Raw genomic sequence first — 19,997 nt, 5'->3', positions numbered from 1 at the left:
GCGACAATTACCGAAATGTGAAAGGTGTTTTCAACGCTACGACCAATCGTTATCTTGCAAAGGCAGACTTTATTTGTTCAAGGTGGTTTTCTTTTTGATGCGCGAGAGACCTTGATGTCCTTCTGGGAAAAACTGCTGAATGCCATTGGCAACACCGCGGGAAATGCTCTTTCCGCCGTGGTCGAGGCAATCCGAACGGTTTTCGAAGGCGATCCGGAGACCCGCCGGAAGGTGGCATTCTCTGTCGCGATCATCGCGCTTTCGGCAAAGATGGCGAAGGCAGACGGGATCGTCAGCGAGAGAGAAGTCGATGCCTTCCGCGAAATCTTCGAGTTTCCGCCGGATCAGGCCCGCAACGTTGCCCGCCTTTATAATCTGGCACGCCAGGATGTGGCTGGTTACGAAGCCTATGCGGAAAAGCTGTCGACGCTGTGCGTGACATGTGCTGCCAATTGCCCGGTGCTTGAAGAGGTTCTCGACGGCCTCTTCCATATTGCCAAGGCCGATGGACTTATCCATGAGAAGGAAATGACTTTCCTGGCGCACGTGGCAGAGATCTTTCACATGAGCGAGGAGCGCTTCGCGCGGATTGCGGCGCGCCATGTTTCGATCGGCCGCGACCCCTACAAGGTGCTCGGCGTTTCGCCCTCGGACGATTTCACCACCATACGCCGCCGCTATCACGGCCTTGTCAGCGAGCATCATCCGGATCGGCTGGTCTCGCGCGGCGTACCTGCGGAATTCCATGCGATAGCAAACGAGCGGATGGCGGCACTTAACGCCGCCTACGAAGAGATCGAGAAGGAACGCCGCGCTGCATGACCTCGTTCGAGGCCGACTACCGGAAAGCGATCGTGCAGCCGTCGCCGAACTACGGTGAACGCGCGGATGGGCGCAAGCCCGATATGATCCTGCTTCACTATACCGGAATGCCGACGCCTGAAGGAGCCCTGGAATGGCTCTGTCGTGCCGAAAGCCAGGTTTCCTGCCACTACTTCGTCCACGAGAACGGCGACATCGTGCAGCTTGTTCCCGAGCAGCGTCGAGCCTGGCATGCTGGCAAAAGCGTCTGGCATGGCGACAGCGACATCAATTCGCTTTCGATCGGGATCGAGATTGCCAATGCGGGTCACCCCGGCGGATTGCCGGACTATCCGAAAGCGCAGATCGAAGCCGTGATCGAATTGTGTCACGATTGCGGCGAACGTTGGTCAATTCCGTCGGAACGCGTGCTTGGTCACTCCGATGTGGCGCCCCGCCGCAAGCTCGATCCGGGCGAAAACTTTCCCTGGAATGACCTCTATGAGGGAGGTATCGGGCACTGGGTCGTGCCGACGCCGATCACGGGTGGAAGATTTTTCCAGCGCGGGGATCAGGGTCAGCCGGTCGAAGCACTGCAGTCGATGCTTTCGCTGTATGGCTACGGAACGGAAATTACTGGTGAATTCTCTGACAAGATGGCAGGGGAACTCGAGGCATTCCAGCGCCATTTCCGTCCTGAAAGGGTCGATGGAATCGCCGATTTTTCGACAATCGATACCCTTCATCGCCTCCTAGCGACGCTCCCGCGATACGCGGCCTGAGACGGGCTTTCCTATCATTCACGGATTCCCGGATTTTGGGAGTTTGCTGCGTTGCCACATGATTTCCCTATTATCTCCTCATTACGATGGTCTAACCCCGGTCGCTGAACGGCGCCGGTTGCTTTGTTTGGGGTAATGGGCCGGCGTCAAATGAAACAAAAAGAATATCTGTCGTGAAAATATGTATTCACGCTGATTTTTGCTGGGCTAATTCTTGTTTTCGTGCCCGGTAATTCTTTTGGTCGGAGTGATTAGACTGAATGAGAAAGATTATTTCTGCTGTGGTGTGCGTGGGCACACTGCTGATGGGATTCAATGGCGCTTTTGCAGGCGAATGGGGCAATCAGGCACAGAAGACCGTTCCGTTGAAGACAGTCGACCGCACTAGCGGCTTCGCAATGCCGGGTATTACGACAACCAAGTACTCCGCCATCATCATAAAATACGCCAACGAGTATAATGTTCCCATCGAGCTCGCTCATGCGGTCGTTCGCGTCGAAAGCAACTTCAATCCGAATGCGCGCGGTAGTGCGGGTGAAGTCGGTCTGATGCAGATCAAGCCTGCGACAGCACGGATGATGGGCTATTCCGGTAGCCGCAAGGGGCTGTTCGATCCTGAGACGAACATCAAGTACGGCATGAAATATCTTGCCGCGGCGCACGAACTCGGCGGTGGCGAAACCTGTGGGACCATCCTGAAATACAATGCAGGGCATGCGGCAACCCGGATGAATCCGGTCTCCAAGGCCTATTGCGGCAAAGTGCTGGCATTGCTCGACTGATTGCCACAAAGTGCTTGTTCTCAAATGTCTTGGGATGCGCACTTAACAATATGATTCATCTTGGTGACCATGCTATCTGGCTTCGGAACGAGGTGAGATATGGCAGTCGATTTCAAGGTGATCGTGATCGGGCGCGGAATGATGGGTGCGGCTGCGGCCCGCCACCTTTCCGCGATGATCGAAGGTGTGGCTCTGATCGGTCCGCGTGAGCCGGCCGAGCGCAAAAGCCACCACGGCGTATTCGCGAGCCACTATGACGAGGCTCGCATTACGCGAACGTTCGACGACAACGTGATTTGGGCAACACTGGCCGCCCGCTCGCTGGATCGATACGCCGAGATCGAGGCGAGGAGCGGCATTCCCTTCTTCACCGAGGCAGGATGCCTGTTCGCCGGGCCAGCTCCGCAACCCGGACAGGGCTTTCTCGGGCGTGCACTCGATGTAGCCGCGACACTCGACATCGATGTTGAAATGCTGGATCCGTCCACGCTCCGTGAACGGTTTCCGCAATTCTCCCTGAATGAGTCTTTCCAGGGTTATTTCGAGAAGCGCCGTGCTGGCCACGTCAACCCGCGCGCTTTGGTGCAGGCCCAAGTGGCGCTTGCAGAGACCGGCGGCGTTAGCGTCATCGATGAGACGGTAACGAGCGTCAGGGATGCGGGTGCTCATGTCGAGGTAAGTGTCTCCGACAGGGTCTACACTGCTGAGCGTGTGCTGGTCGCCGCAGGTGGTTTCACGAATTTCAACGGGCTTATTCCATCTCCTGCCGACATCAGCGTGGCGGCCCGCACGGTCGTTTTCTATGAGCTCGCCGAACGCGAATTGGAGCTCTTCGGCGAGATGCCCTCGAGCGTTGTCTTCGGCGACCGGGATGAGGATCACGTCTACATCCTGCCGCCTGTACGTTATCCCGACGGAAAGACCTACCTGAAGCTTGGCGGCGATACCGAGGCGCACAGGTTCGACAGACTGGAGGATGCCGGTGCCTGGTTCAGGTCGGATGGTAATCCCGCCGAGCGCGAACAGCTTGTTGCCCTCGCCTCCAACCTGATGCCGGCTCTTTCGGGGTGCCCGGTTACCGCAGCGCCCTGCGTCGCGACCTTCACCCGGACGGCCTTGCCCTATGTGGGTTATACCGATTCGCCGCGTATCGCGCTCCTGACGGGCGGCAACTTCGTCGCCGCAAAATCTTCAGACGAACTCGGCCGTCTCGGTGCCGTCGTGATGACGCAGGGCTGGCTCGGCGAAGAGGATTTCGGCAGGGAACTGACGCCGGTTTTACGATGAGGGGCAAGCAGTGAACCAGGATTTCAAATACATCGTCGTCGGCAGAGGCCTCATGGGTGCTGCAGCTGCAAGGCATCTGGCGCGCGCGACGGACAGCATCGCCGTGATCGGGCCCGACGAGCCGGTCGACAAAAAGTCCCATACGGGTGTATTCGCCAGCCACTACGACGAGGGTCGTATTACACGAACGATCGATCCCGATCGTGACTGGGCGCGGCTCGCCAACCGTTCGATTGCACGCTACATCGAGATCGAGCGAGAGAGCGGCGTCTCGTTCTATACGCCGGCGGGTTGCCTGGTTGTCGGGCCTGCGCGCGGAAACGCGGACGACTATATCGCGCGAACCGTCGATGCTGCCGCCGCACTCGGAGCCGAGACGACCATCGCGGACGATGCGGGTTTGAAGCGCAGGTTCCCCTACTTCTCTTTTCCGGCTGGCAGCGAAGGCGTCCACGAGGCGGCGGGTGCCGGCTACATCAGCCCGCGCAATCTGGTGCGGGCGCAATCAGCGGCAGCCGAGAAAGCCGGAGTCGCGATCATCGGTGACGTGGCCGTGTCCATCCGCGATGAAGGTGACGTCGTTGCCGTCGAGACGTCGAGCGGCAAGACCTATCGCGGCGGGAAGGTGTTGCTTGCCGCGGGTGGTTTTTCCATTGCGGAGAATCTGTTGCCGCAGCCTGTTGATATGACGGTTTATGCGCGGACGGTCGCTTTCTACGAGGTTGCCGAAGAGGCCGCCGAGGCTTTTGCGGGTATGCCATCCTTGATCGCACAGGGCGCGGATGGGGAAGACGGCATCTACATGCTGCCTCCGATCCGCTATCCCGACGGCAAGCTTTACATGAAGATCGGTGGCGATCCGGACGATGTGAGGTTGGCCAGCGAGCCGGAATTGCGGTCCTGGTTCAGGACGGACGGGCGGCAGACAGCTCAGGAGCACCTGACCCGCTTGATTTCTAGGCTGGTTCCGGAGCTGCAACCGCTCTCTACGTCGAGCGGCTCATGCGTCGTCTCGTTCACGCCCAGCGGCTATCCTATGATCGGCTATACGTCTTGCCCTCGCATTGCAGTGCTCACCGGAGGCTGCGGCACCGCCGCCAAGAGTTCCGACGAGATCGGGCGGCTCGGTGCCGAGCTGATGCTCGCGGGCCGAATCAACGAACAGGACTACGCGACGGATTTCAAACCTTATTTCCGTTAGTCGCGACCGGATATTTCAGTGGCATTCGTCGGCGCTCTCGGTTAAGGGAGCCATGCCAGTTGGCCGGGCAGCCGCGCTTTACCAATGCCGAAAGGCGGTAAGGTGAGGAAAGTCCGGGCTCCACGGAAACACGGTGCCGGATAACGTCCGGCGAGGGCGACCTCAGGGAAAGTGCCACAGAAAGCAAACCGCCTGCCTCGGCAGGTAAGGGTGAAAGGGTGGGGTAAGAGCCCACCGCATCTCCGGCAACGGCGATGGCAAGGTAAACCCCACCGGGAGCAAGACCGAATAGGGATGACGTGGACGGCGTAAGCCGTCCGGCCGGTTTCCAGGTCAGTCATCCGGGTGGGTTGCGTGAGGCAGCGCGCGAGCGCTGTCCCAGAGGAATGGCTGCCACGTTCCGGTTTCGACCGGAGCCATACAGAACCCGGCTTACAGGCCAACTGGCGATCACCTTTATGCGAGCGGCGCAGCCTTGGCTGCTCTGCACGCACTTCGTCGGCCTCAATGCGAGGTTCGCGGTTCTGCCATGCACTTGTCGCAAACCGTGGTGCTGGACGACAGAACGGACCATCGTTTGAAGACCGTCCCGCAGGTAAGGCACTGTATTTCTGCCGTCATCCCCTTTTGGGCTGTTGGAGCGACTGGAAATCCGCTGTCCTGAATTTTTCTACCGTATAGAATTCCCTTCAATGTGAAGTTCGACATCGTGGACCCCATATCCCGTTGGTATGCATGCCGGATATGGTCTCGAACCAGTATATTTCAATTAGCTAAAATACGCTATTCGACGGTGTGCCCTATCCGAATGGGGTTCGCGGTGGCTCATCCAAACGGCGAATACCTTTTCCGGAAGGCAGGTTTCAATCCGATGTTTCCACGTCGTTTTCCCCCGAATTGGAAAGCATCCGGTACATCAGTTGCAACTCATATACCGGCGGCCCGCGGGGCAGTGCTAACTCTTTGTTAAACTTAACAGCTTATAAATTTCCGATACTGCGCTCATCGTGAGACGGGCGTTTCCCATTGACGCCCATATGGTCCCATGTTATCCCATTCATGCACTGCGCAAGGGCAATCAGGTGCCCACTCATCGCAAAGTAAGAGCGCCTTCCTTCTCGGAAGCGTCGAATGGAGTTTGTTTCATTCGACTTGCGACGCTGTGTCTGAATTTCGGGGTTCCGGGCATTTGATTTTCGTCGGGGCTCTTTCGGGAGCGGATGTTTCGTGTCATGAGCCGCTTCCTTTCAAGTGCGACCAACAGGATCGATTCCAAGGGCAGGGTCTCCGTGCCGGCGGCATTTCGTTCCGTGCTGGCGCAGCGCAATGTCCAGGAGCTGTATTGTTTCCAGGACTTTGTGTTTCCGGCGATCAGCGTCGGCGGTCTGGATCTTCTCGAAAGGTTCGAACGGCAGATTGCTGCGGCAGATCCATTTTCGCCGGACGCGAACGAGATGTCGCTCCTCATTCACGGGGGCGGGGTCTTCATGAAGCTCGATGCCGAGGGGCGGCTGATGGTCACGGATTTCATTCGCGACTTCACCGGAATCTTGGACGAAGTAACCTTCGTCGGTCGGGCGGACCATTTTCAGCTGTGGCAGCCGCAGGCATTTCAGGCTGCTCAGTTGCAGGCACGAGGGGAGCGCAGGCTGGCGGGCAGGCGTTCCGAATAGAACGAGGGAACGGAATGGTGGCGAATCCTGGCGGAGGTCCTACGGATGCCGGTGGCGGATCGGTTCGCCACATTCCGGTTCTTCTCAAGGAGGTTCTTGCTGCACTTGAGCCGTCTGCGGGCAAGGTCATCCTTGATGGTACATTCGGCGCTGGCGGCTATACGTCGGCCATTCTCGACGCCGGTGCGGATGTCATTGCGCTCGACCGCGATCCGACGGCGATCGAGGCGGGTCAGAAGCTGGTTGCTGCCCACGGTGGGCATCTGACGCTTGTCCATTCCCAGTTTTCCAGTCTGGCGGATCATGCGCCGGCCGATAGCCTTGATGGCATCGTCCTCGACATCGGCGTTTCGTCGATGCAGATCGATGAGGCCGATCGCGGTTTTTCCTTTCAGAAGAACGGTCCGCTCGATATGCGCATGTCCGCCGCGGGCGTTTCCGCCGCCGACGTCGTCAATCGCGCCAAGGTTGCCGAACTTATCCGGATCTTTCACTATCTGGGTGAAGAAAGCCAAGCGCCGCGGATCGCGCATGCAATTGAAAAGCGCCGCGCCGAAAAGCCCTTCGAGACCACGCGCGACCTTGCCGGACTGATCGAGATCGTGACGCCGCGCAAGATGAAGGACAAGATCCATCCTGCGACCCGGGTGTTCCAGGCCCTGCGCATTTTCGTCAATGACGAGCTCGGCGAGCTGGCGCAGGCTCTGTTTGCAGCCGAGCGCGCGCTGAAGCCGGGCGGTCGGCTGGTCGTCGTAACCTTTCATTCCCTCGAGGATCGGATCGTCAAGACGTTCTTTTCCGATCGCGCGGGCAAGGCTGTCGGATCGCGCCACCTGCCGGTTGCGCATGAGCGTGCCGCGACATTCGAGCGGCTCGGCAAGCCGATGGTTTCCGCGAGCGAAGCTGAAGCCGAGGCGAATCCGCGGGCGCGGTCGGCGAAGCTGCGCGCCGGCCTGAGAACTCACGCTCCCGCCGAGCCCGCGGATCTGTCGATCTTCGGGCTACCCAATCTTGCAAGTCTCGGAAAGCTCGGAGCCTGATATGCTGAGAACCTTCGACCTCGTGCTTGTGGGTGTCATGACTGCGGCTGCGGCCGTCACCTACACGATCAAGCATCGCGCCGAGTTGAAGCTGGAAGAGGTTCACCGCCTCGAAGCCGAGATCAAGCTGGAAAAAGATACGATCGACCTGTTGAAGGCGGACTGGGCGTTGCAGTCGCAGCCCAACCGTCTCGAGCGGCTGGTCAACAATTACAATGGCGAGCTTCAATTGCAGCCGACGCCATCGACCTCGCTTGTTCATGCAAGGGAACTTCCGATGTTGAAGTCGCAGGTTCCCGTGCCCGATATCACCGAGGCGAAGGCGGGGAGCGGCGCGAAGACAAAGCCGAAGGCCGCACCAGTGGCGCCCGCGGCTGACGAAGACGACATGGCAACCGGATCTGTGGAGTAGAGATGTCCTTTCTTTCACGCATCATGGTTTCGAAGAGCCAGGCGCATTTTTCCGCCGGCGTGTACAATCGTTTCGGCGGTCCGTCCGGCAATACGCCCATACCGGGATCGCGAAAGAAGCGGTCAGGCCAGGCCAAGAGCCGCGTCGGGCTTCTGATCGTCGCGTTCCTCGGCGTCTACTGCGTTATCGGTGGCCGTCTCGTCGAATATGCGGTCCGCGATCCGGATGTCGTGTCGAGTATTCTGCCGCCGGACCGGCTGATGGCGTCGCGTCCCGACATTCTCGACCGGAACGGCGAAGTGCTGGCAACGGATATCCGCACCGTTTCTCTCTTTGCCGAGCCGAACAAGGTCGTCGATGCTGACGAAGCCGTGGAGAAGCTGACGACCGTTCTTCCCGACCTCGACATGAAGGGCACCTACAAGAAGCTCGCCAACCGGACCTCCCATTTTGCCTGGCTCCGCCGCCAGTTGACGCCGAAGCAACAGAGCCAGATCCTGGCGCTGGGTATTCCCGGCATTGGCTTCCGGCCCGAGAAGCGCCGTTTCTATCCTGGCGGCGCGACCGCAGCGCACATTCTCGGCTACGTCAATATCGACAATCGCGGTGTGGCCGGCATGGAGAAGTACATCGACGACCAGGGGCTCGCAGATCTGGCCTCGGTCGGCATGACCAGCGACCAGCCGCTGGAGCCGGTGCGCCTGTCGATCGATATACGCGTCCAGAATATCGTCCGCGATGTCGTGGCCAATGCGGTGACGAATTACGAAGCCAAGGGCGCCGGTGCGGTCGTCCTGGACATCCATACCGGCGAGGTGCTGGCGATGGCGTCGGCACCTGATTTCGATCCGAACAATCCGCTGGAAGGCGCCAAGGAAGGCTGGCTGAACCGCATGTCGAACGGAACGTTCGAGATGGGCTCGACCTTCAAGACGTTCTCGCTGGCAATGGCGCTCGATACCGGCAAGGTCAAGCTGACCGATAGCTTCGACGCGACCCAGCCCATCCGTATCGGTGGCTTCACCATCCACGATTTCCACGGCCAGCGCCGCTGGCTGACGCTGCCGGAAGTGTTCCAGTATTCTTCAAACGTCGGCACGGCCCGCATCATCGATATCGTTGGCATGGAGGCGCAGAAGGATTACCTGACCAAGCTGGGCCTGCTGACGAAGATGCAGACAGAGCTTCCCGAAGTGAAAATGCCAAGCCAGCCGAAAGTCTGGAAGAAGATCAACTCGGTGACCATCTCTTTCGGCCACGGCGTGTCCACCACGCCTCTGCAGACGGCGGTTGCGGGTGCCGCACTCGTCAACGGCGGCAAGCTCATCGAGCCGACTTTCCTGCCGCGTTCGCGCGCGCAAGCCGACGATGTCGCCGAGCTGGTCGTCAAGAAGACCACGAGCGACGATGTGCGCTACCTGTTCAAGCTGAACGGTATCAAGGGTTCCGGCCGCAATGCTGATGTGCCCGGGTTCAACGTCGGAGGCAAGACCGGCACCGCCGACAAGGTCGTCAACGGTCGCTATGCAACGAACCTGAACTTCAACGCCTTTCTCGCGGCATTTCCGATTGACGATCCGAAATATGTCGTGCTGACATTCTGTGACGAGCCGCACAACGGTGAGAAGGGCCAGAACATCGCGGCCTACACTGCAGCTCCGATGGTCAAGAACATCATCGCCCGTGCGGCGCCAATCCTCGGTGTGGAACCTAAGTTCGGTGACGACGGATCGGCCATGTTGGTGTCTTATTGAGTCTGAATGAATGTCGAAGCCGATTCGCCATGGGGGCGCGGCGGCTCGAGAGAGAAATATGCGTTCGATGAAATTGCGAGACATCGCCGGAAATGCGTTTCCGGAACTCAAGGTACAGCTGGATGGGCCGGAAGGCGGGCTGGAGATTTCCGGCCTCTCTTCCGACAGCAGAAAGATTGCGCCCGGCATGGCGTTCGTGGCCGTCGCCGGCACAAAGGCAGATGGTGCCGGTTTCGTGTCTGACGCTGCTGCAAAGGGTGCCGTCGTTGCCATCGTCTCGCATGCTGTCAATGCTTCCATTCCCGTCCTTGTGGTGAACGAGCCGCGCCGTTTTCTGTCGATCGTCGCCTCGCGCCTCTATGGCAAGCAGCCCGAGACGATGGTGGCCGTTACCGGTACGGCCGGCAAAACATCCGTCGCCTCCTTCACCCGGCAGATTTGGGCACATGCCGGCCATCCGGCTGCGATGATCGGCACGACCGGTGTCGTTTCGCCGACGCGCAACGAATACGGTTCCCTGACCACGCCGGATCCCGTTTCCCTGCACGCGCTGCTGGCGGAGCTGGCGGACGAGGGTGTCACGCATGCCTCGATGGAGGCCTCGAGCCACGGCCTCGACCAGTGCCGGCTCGATGGCGTCAAGCTCGCGGCGGCGGCCTTCACCAATCTCGGCCGCGACCACATGGACTATCATCCGACCATCGAAAGCTACATGGCCGCAAAGATGCGGCTTTTCGATACGCTGCTGCCGAAGGGATCGCCTGCCGTGATTTTCGCGGACGACCCATGGTCGGATCAGGCGATCGAGGCAGCACACGATGCGGGCCAGGACGTCCGTACGGTCGGGCGCAAGGGCGAATATCTGACCTTGAAGCGTGTCGAGCACTTCCGGCACAAGCAGGTTGCCGAAATCCATGCTGGTGGCGAGATCTTCGAGGTCGATATCCCGCTTGCGGGTGACTTCCAGGTAGCCAACGCCCTGGTTGCGGCCGGGCTTGCCATGTCGACCGGGATTCCGGCCAAAGTTGCCATGGCAGCTCTGGAGAAGCTGCAAGGTGCGTCAGGTCGCCTGGAACTCGTCGGTCATACCAAGGATGGCGCGCTGGCTTATGTCGACTATGCGCACAAGCCGGATGCGCTCGCGAATGTGCTTGATTCGGTGCGACCCTTCACCACCGGCCGGGTGATCGTGGTCTTCGGTTGCGGTGGCGACCGGGACCGCGGCAAGCGGCCGATCATGGGCGAGATCGCCTGCCGGCTGGCTGACGTGGTGATCGTCACCGACGACAATCCGCGTTCCGAAGAGCCTGCATCGATCCGCGCCGAAATCATGGCGGCAGCAGGCTGCGCCTCAGAAATCGGCGATCGCTCCAAGGCGATCCGCGAGGCGGTCGGAATGCTGACATCGGGCGATACGCTGATCGTGGCCGGCAAGGGGCACGAGGAAGGGCAGACGATCGGGGGCGTCACCCTGCCGTTTTCGGATCACGCCGAACTGCGTAAGGCTTTGGAGGAGCTGAAATCGTGAGCTGGCTCTGGACGACGGAAGATATGATCGCGGCGATGGCGGGGCGACCCTTCGGGACGCTGCCTGACGGCATCACCGGCATTTCCATAGACAGCCGCTCCATCGGACCGGGCGAAGCCTTCTTTGCGATCAAGGGCGACCGTGTCGACGGCCATGATTTTGCGTCGATGGCCATGGCAAACGGTGCGGCTCTTCTCGTCGTCAGCGAATCGCGTCTTCCCGCCATGGGACGGCTGACCGTTCCGATGATTGTGGTCGAGGATGTGCTGGCGGCGCTCGGCAGGCTTGCGTTGGCCGCGCGGGCACGCTCGCGCGCGCAGATCATTGCAGTGACAGGTTCGGTCGGAAAGACCACCACCAAGGAAATGCTAAGGCGCATGTTGTCGCCCTCGGGCAAGGTGCATGCCTCGGTTGCGTCCTTCAACAATCATTGGGGTGTACCGCTGACGCTGGCCCGCATGCCGCTCGACACATACTTCGGTGTATTCGAAGTGGGGATGAACCACCCGGACGAAATCCGCCCGCTGGTGAAGATGATCGAGCCGCATGTCGCCGTCATCACCACCGTTGCGCCGGCACACCTCGGTAATTTCAAGAGTATCAAGGAAATCGCCACGGCGAAGGCCGAGATTTTCGAAGGCGTGGTGTCTGGCGGGCATGTCGTGCTCAACCGCGACAACGACCAGTTCAATTATCTGGACCGCACGGCGCAATCGGCCGGGATCCAGCATATCCACTCGTTCGGCCAGCATGCGAAGGCGGAGTACCGTCTGGCGGAGTTCAACGGTTCGGACCAAAGTTCGACGCTGTGGATCACCATCGACGGCGAGACGAAGGAGGTCGCTATCGGTGCGCCCGGCCGCCATATCGCCGAGAACGCGCTGGCCGCGCTCGGTGTCGTCGAGATCGTGGGGGCGGACATGCGGCAGGCGATCGCAGCTCTTGCGACGCTGCAGCCGGAAAAGGGAAGGGGCCGCCGCCACAGGCTGGCGATCGAACGCGGGACCTTTACCGTCGTCGACGAGAGCTACAACGCCAACCCATCGTCCATGCGGGCGGCGATCGCCGTCCTGGCAAGCGCTGTGCCGACCGGATCCGGTCGCCGGATCGCGGTTTTGGGCGACATGCTTGAGATGGGCGACTATTCGCAGAAGGTTCATTCGGACCTCGCCGGGCCGCTTTTGGCGGCTGGCATCGAACACGTCTGGCTTGCTGGTCCCGAGATGGTTGCGCTCAAGGAATCGCTTCCCGACAGCGTGCGTGTCGAGCACCGCGAGAAGACGGAAGATCTCATCGAATATGTATTGAACTCGGTCGGCGCCGGCGATGTGCTGATGGTAAAATCGTCACTGGGCATCGGTTTCGGCAAGATTGTCGCTGCGCTTCTTGACAAATTCCCACCATTTGCCGACACGCAACGCGAATTTTGACCGGGTAAACAAGGGGCCCTGAATGCTGATTTGGCTAGTCGAACTGTCGGAACACCTGAAGTTCCTGAATCTGTTCAGGTACATTACATTCCGTACGGGCGCCTCCCTGTTCACGTCCGCGCTGATCGTCTTCCTGTTCGGGCCGATGATCATCAATTCGCTGCGCATTCGCCAGGGCAGGGGTCAGCCGATCCGCGCCGATGGACCGCAGACGCACTTCAAGAAGGCCGGCACGCCGACCATGGGCGGCCTGATGATCCTGGCCGGCATTGTTGGTGCCTCGCTGCTCTGGGCCGATCTCTCCAACGTTTATGTCGTCGCCACGCTGCTTGTGACCCTGGGCTTCGGGGCGATCGGCTTTTACGACGACTACCTGAAGGTCAGCAAACAGAGCCACAAGGGCTTCTCCGGCAAGGCCCGCCTCGGCATTGAGTTCCTGATCGCGGGCATCGCCGTCTATTTCATGATGCGCGCAGCACTTGCCTCCGGAGCGGCCGGGTCGACGTTTGGTTCGTCGATTGCCTTTCCCTTCTTCAAGGACTTCATGCTCAATCTCGGCATCCTGTTCGTCGTATTCGGTGGTTTCGTTATCGTCAGCGCCGGCAATGCGGTCAACCTGACGGACGGCCTCGACGGACTTGCGATCGTGCCCGTGATGATCGCGGCCGCGTCGTTCGGCGTGATCGCCTATCTCGCCGGCAATGCGGTTTTTGCGAACTACCTGCAGATCAATTTCGTGCCGGGTACGGGCGAACTCTCGGTGGTGCTGGGCGCCGTCATCGGCGCTGGTCTCGGCTTCCTTTGGTTCAATGCGCCACCGGCCGCTATCTTCATGGGCGACACCGGTTCGCTGGCGCTCGGCGGTACGATCGGCACGGTCGCCGTTGCCACCAAGCACGAGATCGTCATGGCCATCATCGGCGGTCTGTTCGTCATTGAAACGCTGTCGGTCATCATCCAGGTCGGCTTCTTCAAGTTGACCGGTCGCCGCGTCTTCCTCATGGCGCCGATCCATCACCATTTCGAAAAGAAGGGCTGGACCGAAAGCCAGGTGGTGATCCGGTTTTGGATCATCGCCGTCGGACTGGCTCTGCTAGGCCTTTCGACGCTGAAGCTGCGGTGAGATTGTTATGATCCCGGTCACGACGCTTGCAGGAAAGAAGGTAGCGCTCTTCGGGCTCGGCGGTTCCGGCTTTGCAACAGCGCGTGCGCTGATCCTTGGCGGCGCAGACGTCACGGCCTGGGACGACAATCCCGACAGCGTCACGAAGGCGGCGGCCGAGGGGATGCACACTGCCGATCTGCGGACCATCGATTGGAGTGTCCAGTCCCTCTTCGTGCTTTCGCCGGGCGTCCCGCTGACACATCCGAAGCCCCATTGGACGGTCGACCTGGCGCGTGCGGCCGGGGTGGACATCGTGGGCGACGTGGAGCTTTTCGTTCGCGAGCGCCGGGCACATGCGCCCGATTGCCCCTTCGTCGCAATCACGGGCACCAACGGCAAATCGACGACGACGGCGCTGATTGCCCATATCCTGAAGTCGAGCGGGCGCGACACACAGCTGGGCGGCAATATCGGTACCGCGGTGCTGACCCTCGAGCCGCCCAAGGCAGGGCGCTTCTATGTGGTCGAATGCTCGTCCTATCAGATCGATCTTGCGCCGACGCTCAACCCTTCTGCGGGCATCCTCCTCAATCTGACGCCGGATCATCTCGATCGGCACGGAACGATGCAGCATTATGCCGACATCAAGGAGCGGCTGGTTGCAGGCAGCGACGTCGCAGTCATCGGCGTCGACGACAGCCATTGCGAGGTGATTGCCGATCGCGTCGAGCGGGCCGGCGGCAAGGTCACGCGCATTTCCCGGCGCCATCCGCTTGCCAGCGGCATCTACGCGGAAGGGACGAAGCTCGTCGAGGCATCCGGAGGAGCGGCCCAGCCTATCGCGGATCTCGACGGCATCCAGACGCTGCGTGGAGGCCACAATGCGCAGAACGCTGCTGCCGCTGCCGCCGCGTGCCTTGCGGTCGGCGTCTCGATTGACGAGATCCGGACCGGCCTTGCCTCGTTCCCTGGTCTCAAGCATCGCATGCAGCCGGTCGGCCGGCGCGGCAACGTGGTCTTCGTCAACGATTCGAAGGCAACAAATGCCGATGCGGCAGCCCCGGCATTGTCGAGCTATGAGCGGATCTATTGGATTGCGGGCGGCCTGCCCAAGGCGGGAGGCATCTCGACGCTGACGCCGTTCTTCCCCCGTATCGCAAAAGCCTACCTGATCGGGGAGGCTGCAGCCGAATTTGCTGCTACGCTTGGCGAATCGGTAGCCTACGAGATTTCCGGGACATTGGAACGAGCCGTCGAGCATGCGGCTGCGGATGCGGATAGGGATGAAAGCGGACCTTCTGCCGTTTTGCTGTCCCCGGCCTGCGCAAGCTTCGACCAGTACAAGAACTTTGAAGTGAGGGGCGATGCATTTGTCAGCCATGTGGCAGCGCTCGACGGAATCACCATGCTGATCGGTTCGGCAACAGGAGATAAATGACATGGTAAGCCGTGCGGAACGTGGGCCTCTGGCCGATTGGTTTTGGACCATCGACCGCTTTTTTTTGGCGATGTTCATCTTCCTGATGGGTATCGGCTTCATGCTGTCCTTCGCCGCGTCGCCGGCGGTCGCAGAGCGCATCGGGCTGGAGCCGTTCCACTTCGTCAAGCGACATGCGGCATTCATGATCCCTTCCATCTCCGTCATGATCGGACTTTCGTTCCTGACGCCGCGGCAGGTTCGACGAACGGCGATCCTTCTGCTGATCGTCGCCCTGGCGATGATGCTGCTGGCGCTGTTCTTCGGCGTCGAGGTCAAGGGCTCGCGGCGCTGGGTCACGCTGGCGGGCATTTCCATCCAGCCCTCGGAATTCATGAAGCCTGCCTTCGTCGTCGTTTGCGCCTGGCTCTTTGCCGAGCATGCGCGGCAGCCGGAAATTCCGGGCAATCTTTTCGCCATCATTCTATTCGGTATCGTCGCCGCCCTTCTCGTGGCGCAGCCGGACCTCGGCCAGACGATCCTGACGACGGCCGTGTGGGGCGGCATGTTCTTCATGGCCGGCATGCCGTGGCTGTGGATCATTGTTCTCGGCGCGCTCGGCGCGGGCGGCCTCGTCAGCGCATACTACGTCTTCCCGCACGTTGCCCTTCGTATCGACAAGTTCATGACCGGAGAGGGCGACACCTTCCAGATCGATACCGCGCGTGAAGCGATCATTCGCGGCGACTGGTTCGGCCAGGGGCCGGGCGAGGGTATCGTCAAGCGCATCATTCCGGACGCGCATACCGATTTCATCTTCTCGGTCGCGGCCGAGGAATTCGGTATTGTCTTCTGCATGGCGCTGGTCGCGCTTTTCTCCGTTCTCGTGCTGCGCGGGCTCTCGCATGCCTACAAGGAGCGGAACGACTTCAATCGGTTTGCCGTTGCTGGCCTCGTGCTGCAGATCGGCATACAGTCCATCATCAACGTGGGCGTCAACCTCGAGCTGCTGCCGGCCAAGGGTATGACCCTGCCGCTGATTTCCTATGGCGGTTCGTCGATGGTGGCCATCTGCGTCACGGCCGGGTTCATTCTCGCCTTGACGCGTCACAGGCCGGAGAAACGTGCGCAGGACCGGAGTCTATTCCGTGTCGCGCACGGCATGCCGGCGGAGTAAGAGTTTATGAGCAAAGGCATCGTCCTGCTTGCCGCCGGCGGAACCGGCGGCCATGTGTTTCCGGCGGAGGCCCTGGCCTACAAGCTGAAGGAGCGCGGCTATTCCGTGCACCTCGTCACCGACAGTCGGGCAGAACGCTATGCAGGCAAATTCCCGGCCGACGAGATCCATGTTGTACCTTCCGCGACGATCGCTTCAAAGAATCCGGTCGCGGTCAGTCGCGCCATGTGGACGCTCTGGACCGGTATGCGCGCCGCGAAAAAGCTTATTGCGCGGTTGAAGCCGGTTGTCGTTGTGGGCTTCGGGGGGTATCCGACCGTGCCGCCGTTGCTTGCCGCAACGCGACTTGGCGTGCCTGCGATGATCCACGAACAGAACGCGGTCATGGGGCGCGCCAACAAGGCGCTGGCGAGCCGGGTGCAGGCGATTGCCGGTGGCTTCCTGCCGGAGAATGGCGGTGCCTTTCCCGACAAGACGGTGACGACCGGCAATCCGGTTCGCCCGGCCATCATCACGGCTGCGAACACGCCCTACGCGCCGTCGCATCCCGGTGAACCGTTCAATCTTGTCGTCTTCGGCGGCAGCCAGGGTGCACAATACTTCTCCAAGGCAATGCCAACGGCGATCAGCCTGCTCGACGACGCCCTGCGCTCTCGGCTGCGCATCACGCAGCAGGTGCGCCCGGAGGATATGGACATGGTTGGCGATTGTGTCGCCAAGCTCGACATGGGCGCCGATATCGCGCCGTTCTTCACCGACATGGCAGAGCGGCTTGCCAAGGCACATCTCGTCATCTGCCGCTCCGGCGCATCCACAGTTTCGGAAATCTCCGTGATCGGACGCCCGGCGATTCTCGTGCCTTATCCACATGCGCTGGACCATGACCAGGCGGCGAACGCCGCTGCCCTGGCGGCGACCGGCGGCGCGAAGGTGATTGCCCAGGCCGAACTCTCCTCGGAGAAGATCGCGGCGATCCTGACCAAGGTGATGAACGACCCGGAAAAGCTTGTGCGCATGGCTGCTGCCGCCAAGCAGGCCGGGAAACCTGACGCTGCGAACTTGCTTGCCGACATGGTAGAGGCTATTGCGGCTCGACGTACAATTGCAGAGTTCAAGGGGAAACGCGCATGAAAATGCCGAAGGCCATAGGCCTCGTCCATTTCATCGGCATCGGCGGCATCGGCATGAGCGGCATTGCCGAGGTGCTGCACAATCTCGGCCATCGCGTCCAAGGATCGGATCAGGCCGACAGCGCCAACGTTCAGCGGCTTCGCGACAAAGGCATCGAAGTGTTCGTCGGGCACAAGGCGGAAAACCTCGGCGACGCCGAAGTCGTCGTGGTGTCGACCGCGATCAAGAAGAGCAATCCGGAACTGGCTGCCGCGCGCGAAAAGCTGCTTCCGGTTGTGCGCCGCGCCGAGATGCTGGCCGAACTGATGCGCTTTCGCAACGCGATCGCGATCGGCGGTACGCATGGCAAGACGACGACTACCTCGCTCGTCGCGACTCTGCTGGAAGCCGGTGGCCTGGATCCAACCGTCATCAACGGCGGCATCATCAACGCCTACGGCACCAATGCCCGAATGGGCGAGGGCGAGTGGATGGTCGTCGAAGCCGACGAGTCGGACGGTACCTTCCTCAAGCTTCCGGCCGATGTCGCCGTCATCACGAACATCGACCCCGAGCATCTCGATCACTATGGCAGCTTCGACGCGGTGCGCGCCGCATTCCGCCAGTTCGTCGAAAATGTGCCGTTTTATGGTTTTGGCGTCCTTTGCCTCGACCATCCGGAAGTGCAGGCGCTGGTTGGCCGCATCGAGGACCGCAAGATCGTTACCTACGGCGAAAACCCGCAGGCCGACGTCCGCTTCATGAATGTCCGTATCGACGGCCCGCGTTCGATCTTCGACGTCGAGATCCGCCGCCGCCGGACCGGGCAGGTCATCAAGCTCGACAACCTCGTGATGCCGATGCCCGGCCGCCACAATATTTCCAACGCGACCGCGGCAATCGCCGTTGCAAACCGTCTCGGCATGTCGAGCGAGGATATCGCCAGGGGACTGGCTTCGTTCGGCGGCGTCAAGCGTCGCTTCACGCTGACCGGCGAATGGAACGGCGTCCAGATCTTCGACGATTACGGCCATCACCCGGTCGAGATCAAGGCGGTGCTGAGGGCCGCGCGCGAGGCCTGCAAGGGCCGTGTGATCGCCGTCCACCAGCCGCACCGCTACTCGCGCCTTTCCAGTTTGTTCGAGGAATTCGCTGCCTGCTTCAACGATGCAGACAGTATTTTCCTTGCGCCTGTGTATGCCGCCGGTGAGGATCCGATCGAAGGCATAGACTCCGAAGCGCTGGTTTCCCGCATCAAATCGGGCGGTCACCGTGACGCGCGTTTCCTGCCGTCACCCGAGCTTTTGCCTGAAATGGTCGCCGAGATTGCAAAGCCGGGCGATTTTGTGGTTCTGTTGGGGGCTGGGAGTATCACATACTGGGCGGCAGCGCTGCCCAAGCAACTGGAAGGCCTTTCGGGAAAATCTGCATGAAACAGGTGAATGGGGAAAAGCTTCTTGCGTCGCTCGGCGACGGTGTAAAGGACATTCGCGGGAGGATCACCCCGGATGCGCCGATGGATCGCGTCACGTGGTTCCACGCGGGCGGCCTTGCGGAGCTGATGTTCCAGCCGCACGACGAAGACGACCTCATAGCTTTCCTGAAGTTGCTTCCGGAGAATGTCCCGCTCACCATCGTCGGTGTGGGTTCGAACATCCTGGTCCGCGACGGCGGCATTCCCGGTATTGTTTTGCGCCTTTCGGCCAAGGGCTTCGGTTCGGTCGAACTCGCCGGTGAAAACCGCATTCGGGCCGGGGCAATCTGCCCCGACAAGCACGTCGCCGCAATGGCAATGGACAACGGCATCGGCGGCTTTCATTTCTACTATGGCATTCCCGGCAGCATCGGCGGTGCCGCGCGGATGAATGCCGGCGCCAATGGTGCCGAGACGCGCGAGCGCCTGATCGAGGTGAATGCCGTCGACCGCAAGGGCAACAGGCACGTGCTTTCGAATGCGGATATGGGTTATGGCTATCGCCACTCGTCCGCCCCGAGCGACCTGATTTTCACCTCAGTGCTATTTGAGGGGTTTGCGGAAGACCGCGCGAAGATCCGTGCCGACATGGATGCCGTGCGCAATCATCGCGAGACGGTGCAGCCGATCCGCGAGAAGACGGGAGGCTCGACCTTCAAGAATCCCGACGGACATTCGGCCTGGAAGCTCATCGACGAGGCGGGCGGGCGCGGGCTGGTGATCGGTGGCGCGCAGATGTCATCGCTGCACTGCAACTTCATGATCAATACCGGACAGGCGACCGGCTACGATCTGGAATATCTCGGCGAGCAGGTTCGCGGCCTCGTCTTCGAGAAATCCGGTATCAAGCTCGAATGGGAGATCAAGCGGCTTGGCATCTTCATGCCCGGACGCGAGGTCCGCCCGTTTCAAGGTGCGACGACGGAGTAGACTCAAGAGCATTTCTGCTTAACTTCAAATCGCTAAAACGCTCTTTTTTGATTTTGCACAATTCCGCGCAGCAAAACCGGTACGCACTTTTGCT

At 60.6% G+C, this 19,997-nt stretch carries 17 protein-coding genes and 1 other RNA gene; all 18 read left to right on the top strand.

What is annotated here, in order from left to right:
* Nucleotides 1-114: 114 nt before the first annotated feature.
* The 18 genes from ASC97_RS15345 to murB all read left to right on the top strand — a co-directional run bounded on the left by ASC97_RS15345 (nucleotide 115) and on the right by murB (nucleotide 19,903).
* Entirely contained in the window at nucleotides 115-822 is a 708-nt protein-coding gene (locus ASC97_RS15345; RefSeq protein ID WP_057469143.1) for a J domain-containing protein, read from the top strand.
* Complete coding sequence (locus tag ASC97_RS15340; protein ID WP_057469142.1) at nucleotides 819-1,583, top strand: N-acetylmuramoyl-L-alanine amidase; 765 nt, start codon at nucleotides 819-821, stop codon at nucleotides 1,581-1,583. Before ASC97_RS15345 ends, ASC97_RS15340 begins: the two co-directional genes overlap by 4 nt.
* 260 nt (nucleotides 1,584-1,843) lie before the next feature.
* Nucleotides 1,844-2,365: a lytic transglycosylase domain-containing protein gene (locus ASC97_RS15335; RefSeq protein WP_057469141.1), complete on the top strand. Its 522-nt coding sequence runs from the start codon at nucleotides 1,844-1,846 to the stop codon at nucleotides 2,363-2,365.
* A 99-nt stretch (nucleotides 2,366-2,464) separates the two neighbouring features.
* Nucleotides 2,465-3,652, top strand: coding sequence for an FAD-dependent oxidoreductase (locus ASC97_RS15330; RefSeq protein ID WP_057469140.1), 1,188 nt, complete (start codon nucleotides 2,465-2,467; stop codon nucleotides 3,650-3,652).
* A 10-nt stretch (nucleotides 3,653-3,662) separates the two neighbouring features.
* The gene (locus ASC97_RS15325) at nucleotides 3,663-4,853 is read left to right on the top strand and encodes an NAD(P)/FAD-dependent oxidoreductase (RefSeq protein ID WP_082530001.1); all 1,191 of its coding nucleotides are present in this window, start codon (nucleotides 3,663-3,665) and stop codon (nucleotides 4,851-4,853) included.
* Nucleotides 4,854-4,908: 55 nt separating this feature from the next.
* Nucleotides 4,909-5,304, top strand: an RNA gene (rnpB, locus tag ASC97_RS16280) — RNase P RNA component class A.
* 781 nt (nucleotides 5,305-6,085) lie between these two features.
* Nucleotides 6,086-6,526: a division/cell wall cluster transcriptional repressor MraZ gene (gene mraZ / locus ASC97_RS15320; protein ID WP_057469387.1), complete on the top strand. Its 441-nt coding sequence runs from the start codon at nucleotides 6,086-6,088 to the stop codon at nucleotides 6,524-6,526.
* Between the two features lie 14 nt (nucleotides 6,527-6,540).
* A complete protein-coding gene (rsmH, locus tag ASC97_RS15315) occupies nucleotides 6,541-7,566 on the top strand; it encodes a 16S rRNA (cytosine(1402)-N(4))-methyltransferase RsmH (RefSeq protein WP_057469139.1) in 1,026 nt (341 codons plus the stop codon).
* Between the two features lies 1 nt (nucleotide 7,567).
* On the top strand, nucleotides 7,568-7,978 hold the full coding sequence (gene ftsL / locus ASC97_RS15310) for a cell division protein FtsL (RefSeq protein WP_057469138.1): 411 nt from the start codon (nucleotides 7,568-7,570) through the stop codon (nucleotides 7,976-7,978).
* A 2-nt stretch (nucleotides 7,979-7,980) separates the two neighbouring features.
* Entirely contained in the window at nucleotides 7,981-9,732 is a 1,752-nt protein-coding gene (locus ASC97_RS15305) for a peptidoglycan D,D-transpeptidase FtsI family protein (protein ID WP_057469137.1), read from the top strand.
* A gap of 67 nt (nucleotides 9,733-9,799) precedes the next feature.
* The gene (locus ASC97_RS15300) at nucleotides 9,800-11,260 is read left to right on the top strand and encodes a UDP-N-acetylmuramoyl-L-alanyl-D-glutamate--2,6-diaminopimelate ligase (protein ID WP_057469386.1); all 1,461 of its coding nucleotides are present in this window, start codon (nucleotides 9,800-9,802) and stop codon (nucleotides 11,258-11,260) included.
* Nucleotides 11,257-12,690 carry a UDP-N-acetylmuramoylalanyl-D-glutamyl-2,6-diaminopimelate--D-alanyl-D-alanine ligase gene (locus tag ASC97_RS15295; RefSeq protein ID WP_057469136.1) on the top strand — a complete coding sequence of 478 codons (1,434 nt, stop codon included), beginning with the start codon at nucleotides 11,257-11,259 and terminating at the stop codon, nucleotides 12,688-12,690. The genes ASC97_RS15300 and ASC97_RS15295 overlap by 4 nt, the downstream gene beginning before the upstream one ends.
* 22 nt (nucleotides 12,691-12,712) lie before the next feature.
* On the top strand, nucleotides 12,713-13,813 hold the full coding sequence (gene mraY, locus ASC97_RS15290) for a phospho-N-acetylmuramoyl-pentapeptide-transferase (RefSeq protein WP_057469135.1): 1,101 nt from the start codon (nucleotides 12,713-12,715) through the stop codon (nucleotides 13,811-13,813).
* 7 nt (nucleotides 13,814-13,820) lie between these two features.
* Complete coding sequence (gene murD / locus ASC97_RS15285; RefSeq protein ID WP_057469134.1) at nucleotides 13,821-15,233, top strand: UDP-N-acetylmuramoyl-L-alanine--D-glutamate ligase; 1,413 nt, start codon at nucleotides 13,821-13,823, stop codon at nucleotides 15,231-15,233.
* 1 nt (nucleotide 15,234) lies between these two features.
* Entirely contained in the window at nucleotides 15,235-16,389 is a 1,155-nt protein-coding gene (gene ftsW / locus ASC97_RS15280) for a putative lipid II flippase FtsW (RefSeq protein WP_057469133.1), read from the top strand.
* A 6-nt stretch (nucleotides 16,390-16,395) separates the two neighbouring features.
* On the top strand, nucleotides 16,396-17,520 hold the full coding sequence (murG, locus tag ASC97_RS15275; RefSeq protein WP_057469132.1) for an undecaprenyldiphospho-muramoylpentapeptide beta-N-acetylglucosaminyltransferase: 1,125 nt from the start codon (nucleotides 16,396-16,398) through the stop codon (nucleotides 17,518-17,520).
* Nucleotides 17,517-18,932: a UDP-N-acetylmuramate--L-alanine ligase gene (gene murC / locus ASC97_RS15270; RefSeq protein ID WP_057469131.1), complete on the top strand. Its 1,416-nt coding sequence runs from the start codon at nucleotides 17,517-17,519 to the stop codon at nucleotides 18,930-18,932. The genes murG and murC overlap by 4 nt, the downstream gene beginning before the upstream one ends.
* Nucleotides 18,929-19,903 (top strand): UDP-N-acetylmuramate dehydrogenase, encoded by a 975-nt coding sequence (murB, locus tag ASC97_RS15265; protein WP_057469130.1) that lies wholly within the window; start codon nucleotides 18,929-18,931, stop codon nucleotides 19,901-19,903. Before murC ends, murB begins: the two co-directional genes overlap by 4 nt.
* The last annotated feature ends 94 nt before the right edge of the window (nucleotides 19,904-19,997 follow it).

Origin of the sequence: Rhizobium sp. Root1203 (assembly GCF_001424945.1) — a bacterium.
Lineage (GTDB): Bacteria > Pseudomonadota > Alphaproteobacteria > Rhizobiales > Rhizobiaceae > Rhizobium.
The sequence above is the reverse complement of the archived record's forward strand: the minus strand, read 5'-3'. Positions and strand labels throughout refer to the sequence as shown.